This window comes from Algoriphagus sp., from assembly GCF_024642405.1.
In the GTDB taxonomy this organism is placed as follows: domain Bacteria; phylum Bacteroidota; class Bacteroidia; order Cytophagales; family Cyclobacteriaceae; genus Algoriphagus.
This window is the reverse complement of the sequence record NZ_JAHEBC010000189.1, coordinates 1,041-5,058: the sequence shown is the minus strand read 5'-3', so window position 1 is coordinate 5,058 and position 4,018 is coordinate 1,041. Positions and strand designations below refer to the sequence as shown.

Here is a 4,018-nt window from a genome sequence, read left to right as displayed (position 1 = left end):
GTCGAAATGGCTATTTCCAGATTCACCGCGACTACGGATTTACTTCATAAAGGGTATTTGTTATTTACACTTTAAGCATACCACATGAAAAAATCGATCTTTTTCGGTTGGGTATTTATTATGGGTCTCTTCTTTTTTCAATCTTTGGAATTAGTAGCTCAAGAGGCTGAAATAGCACAAATCAAGGCTCAAAGGGAGGCTTCCAATGAGGCTCTTCGGAATTTTAACGAAGAATTAAACAGTACTTTTCTGACCGATGATATCCTGATTACGACTGGAGCAGGAACCTTGATTTCGGGAAAGGCTGCACTGATGGATTACATCAAAAATGCAACCGGACCTCGAATGTTTTGGGTCAGAACTGCTGATGAAATTATAGTAAACCCAGTAACCAAACTTGCCTGGGAAACGGGAACATGGAAAGGCTATGTGGAAGGCTCAAACGAAGCGGCTGTTGGAGGAAACTATTCCGCCCAATGGACGAAGAAAACCGGTGCTTGGCTGATTCAATCGCAATTGTTTGTGACTTTATCAAAAGACTAAATGATTAAAATGAAGGCTTTGAAGGCAAGAAGCAATTACTTTTTCAATTCAAAGTCCTGCTTCATTTTTCAACAAAATCAAGGAGAAGTATAATTTTATTAGGATAAACCCATTTCAAATGCGAAACCAAATTCAAAGAATAGCCATTGTAACAATTTCAGTTTTAACACAACTGCTTACGCTTAATGTAGCTTTGGCGCAGTGGACTAATCACTACTCCAAGCTTGATGACTTTGGACACCATGTTTACTTGGAGCAGCATGAGCTTCCAATTCTTGCCTTCGGACCTACAGATCCTGCTCCAGCGCCTGATGGTATTCATCTAGCCTTTTCTGCACGAGGTTGGATCTGGAATCTTAACTTGGAGACTAATACAGCAGTCAGGTTAACTAATAGCTCGGGAATCGACTCCCGTCCCCGCTGGTCCCCTAGGGGCGATAAGATCGTCTTCGTTCGTGACGAGGGGAGCAATACGGCAATTATTGTACTGGAACTAGCAAGCGGAAATGAAACAAAAATAGATACGGATGCAATCGAGCTAGACCCAGAATTCTCTGATGATGGGGAATTGCTTTACTACTCATCAGGTATTAGCGGTTCGCTTAACCTACGACAAAATCACCTTCTATCTGGGGAGGAAAAGCAACTTACTGACTTGCCACAAGTGGAGCGAAATTCCCGATCTCTGGCAGATGGTGAAAGCCTGATGTACCTACACGGGAGGGGAGCAAATCGTGTGCTTCGAATTAAAAACTTCAAGACTGGTACCGACACTATTACTCTTTCCCAGACCTTGACCTACCACTTCACCGCTGATGCTCATCCCTCTCAAAGTCTGATTGTGTACAGTGCTCCGATTGACAATGCCTACCACCTCTGGACCATGGACCTGAACGATCCACGAGTAAATCATCGGCTCACGGATGGCGATCCTTTTGCCTTAACTCCAGCCTTTAGCGCTGATGGGAATCAGGTATTCTTTGTCGAACTGGACGAAAACCGCCAATTCCGACTTATGCAAATCCCTACTTATGGTGGCACACCTCAGCAGGTGAAGATTTCAAATTGGGACCTAGACGAAGCTATCGGTATGCTGAGTATTAATGTGACCGATGCTCTCGGAACCCCGATCACGGCAAGAGTCTCTATCGTTCGAGAAGATGGATTCCCGGTAGCTTTCCATGAGGATGCTACCTATGTCGATCCACAAACGGGTCGTCATTATTTCTATATTGAGGATAAAGCCCAGTTTAGTCTTCCGGTTGGCAACTATACAGTGACAACAGTTCAGGGCCCAATGACAGAAACAGTAGAAACAAAGGTTTTGGTCGGTGAGAATACTATTTCAGAAGTCAGACTTTCCCTAACTCCTATTTGGAATGCAAGTGCTGCCGGTTATGTTTCTGCAGATCACCATGTACATTTAAACGGAGACGGTCATCATCCTGCCACCCATCAAAATGCACTTCGCGCTATGGCAGGAGAAGATCTGGACTTACTTGCCCCAATGTCTTGGAATCGCTGGGAACGGAGAATAGATGCTCCACTTGTAGGCCTTGAAACTACGCAAAATGGTCGAATTGTCATCCAAAGCCAAGAAGTACGGTCCCACTTTCATGGGCATGTCAGTTTACTCGGTGTTGAGCAACCCTATGCGCCTTGGTTCTGGGGTCCTAACAATCCCAAACTGGGCGACCCTGATCGGAGTAACGGCGAGGTGGTTGATTATGCCGATCGAACTGGAGCTTTTACTACTTATGTCCACCCTATCGAGATTGATTCTGATCCTTTCGATCAACTCGATAAGGGTCCAATTCCCATAGAGCTAATCTCCGATGCGGTCCTTGCTGAGCGCATCGGCTTGGAAATGGTGTGTGCATGGACCAGTCCTTTGGGAAACAGTCAAGTCTGGTATCGTCTTCTAAACATTGGGCGGCCGGTGGCTGCCATGTCGGGGACAGACATGTGGGTAGACTTCCACCGTACCATGGCGGTAGGTACGGGACGAAATTATGTAAGGTTGGACGGAGCAGAAATTACTTCCGATGCAGTGCTTGAAGCTGCCATGGCAGGTAAAGGTTTTGTGACGACTGGCCCAGCATTGCTTTTCCAATTGGGTGAAGATGCAAAACCAGGAGATGTTGTTTCTAGTGGGCAGCATGAATGGCATGCCACTTTGGCTGGAACCAATGATATCGATATAGTAGAGCTTGTGGTCAATGGAGTTGTTGTCGAGAAGTTGACTGGAATCAAGGCAGGGGAAACGAGAACATTCAAAGGCAAAGTAAACCTCCCAAGTGGCGGATGGGTAGCAATGCGTGCCTATGCTAGTAAGCCTCTTAAAGATTCATGGCCTACTATGCATGTTAGGCCATTTGCTCATAGTTCTCCAATTTGGATCGAGGCAGTTGGCAGTACAGATCCCGACTCACGCAAAGCAGCAGCATCCGATCTTATCCGGGCGATTGATGCGTCCGAACGAATAGCAAAAGCAGCATACGGTGATACTGAGATGAATCGTATGAAAAGCCGCTTTGACGAAGCGCGGAATAGGCTTAGGGAAATGATGAAATAAACTGCCAACACAGAAAAGATTAAAAGAGATAACCCCTTTAAAGAATGATTTATCCCTCACTGAGGAATATCAGATTGAATAAGAAATGGACCAAAATCAGACCTCCGAAAATCAAGCTGACGTCTCCAACAAGGATGTGATTAGCACACTGAAAAAGAAAAACTGGTCTTCCTACATTAAGGAATTTTTCATGCTTTTTCTTGCAGTATTTTGTGGATTTCTAGCAGAGAATTACCGGGAATCCTTGAGTGTCAAAAAAATAGAAAAGGAATATATCAATTCCTTAATTGAAGACTTAAAAACGGACACTACCAACCTTCAGTATTACAGCAGTTTTCGATTGAATAAAAGCGTTTTAATGGATTCTTTATCAGTTCTTCTACTTTCCGAAGATCGCAAACAGTATGGAAACCAAATCTATTTCTTTGCCCGACAGGTATTCGATGGTACTCCCTTTGTTTATTCTGACGGTACCATTTTACAATTGAAAAATGCCGGAAATCTCCGATTGATAAGTAATAGAAAAGTCGTAAATGAGCTACTCAAATACGAAAAAAAAGTAAGAGAATTAGAAGAATGGGATGAAACTGATATGGAGACCAGAATTACATTTCGAGAACTGGGAGGAACGGTTTTCGAAACAATGGCTATGAAGAATACGATGGATTCCAAAATGAAATTTGTAATGCCAACCGATAATCCCCAATTGATCACGGATGATAAACAGGTTATAAATCAAATGGCTTTTCAAGTTCATTATTTATCCAAGATGACTTTAGGCAATAGTTTACGTTCACAGGCTTTAAAATCAAATGCTAGCAGTTTATTGAAATTGATACAAACTGAATATGGTCTCAATTAAAAGGATCCTAATATTATTTGAATGCGAATTCCTAAAAG

General features: G+C 43.2%; 3 protein-coding genes. All 3 read left to right on the top strand.

Going from position 1 to position 4,018, the window contains the following annotated elements; translation table 11 throughout:
* The first annotated feature begins 84 nt into the window (after positions 1-84).
* The 3 genes from Q0L68_RS13515 (at position 85) to Q0L68_RS13505 (ending at position 3,980) form a co-directional block, all read left to right on the top strand.
* Positions 85-543 (top strand): nuclear transport factor 2 family protein, encoded by a 459-nt coding sequence (locus Q0L68_RS13515; protein ID WP_296704098.1) that lies wholly within the window; start codon positions 85-87, stop codon positions 541-543.
* A 118-nt stretch (positions 544-661) separates the two neighbouring features.
* Positions 662-3,118: a CehA/McbA family metallohydrolase gene (locus Q0L68_RS13510; RefSeq protein WP_296704094.1), complete on the top strand. Its 2,457-nt coding sequence runs from the start codon at positions 662-664 to the stop codon at positions 3,116-3,118.
* A gap of 85 nt (positions 3,119-3,203) precedes the next feature.
* A complete protein-coding gene (locus Q0L68_RS13505) occupies positions 3,204-3,980 on the top strand; it encodes a hypothetical protein (protein ID WP_296704090.1) in 777 nt (258 codons plus the stop codon).
* Positions 3,981-4,018: the final 38 nt, after the last annotated feature.

Excerpts from the sequence above, each read along its gene's own strand:
- Q0L68_RS13515 (WP_296704098.1), top strand. The coding sequence starts at position 85 with ATGAAAAAATCGATCTTTTTCGGTTGGGTATTTATTATGGGTCTCTTC.
- Q0L68_RS13510 (WP_296704094.1), top strand. The coding sequence starts at position 662 with ATGCGAAACCAAATTCAAAGAATAGCCATTGTAACAATTTCAGTTTTA.
- Q0L68_RS13505 (WP_296704090.1), top strand. The coding sequence starts at position 3,204 with ATGGACCAAAATCAGACCTCCGAAAATCAAGCTGACGTCTCCAACAAG.